The sequence below is a fragment of the Pseudomonas sp. SIMBA_068 genome, from assembly GCF_046534705.1.
In the GTDB taxonomy this organism is placed as follows: domain Bacteria; phylum Pseudomonadota; class Gammaproteobacteria; order Pseudomonadales; family Pseudomonadaceae; genus Aquipseudomonas; species Aquipseudomonas putida.
The window spans coordinates 1-270 of record NZ_JAWRYI010000567.1 but is presented as its reverse complement, the minus strand read 5'-3'; the positions used below and the strand labels follow the sequence as shown (position 1 = coordinate 270).

The window sequence follows — 270 nt, the reverse complement described above, 5'->3', positions numbered from 1 at the left end:
CCATTAGCCAGTACAAAGCCTGCGGTGCCATGCTCGCTGAGCTTTGAGATCATATGCATGATCCACGCATAGTTGGCATTACCGGTAGGCGGTGTTGGGTAACCGGCCCAACGAGCATCGTCGACTAATTCGTTATCGGCGCGCCACTGTTTTTGGTTAAATGGTGGGTTTGCCATTATGTAATCGGCTTTTAGGTCGGGGTGTTGGTCTTTAAAAAAGGTGTCGCCTGCTACATCGCCTAAGTTGCCCGAAATACCACGCACAGCTAGG

The 270-nt window shown here is 51.1% G+C and carries 1 protein-coding gene; it reads right to left on the bottom strand.

Features of this window, described 5'->3' with window-relative positions; all coding sequences use genetic code 11:
* Positions 1-270: N-6 DNA methylase (locus tag SB756_RS30440; RefSeq protein ID WP_410913288.1), on the bottom strand; the 270-nt coding region annotated here is incomplete at both ends.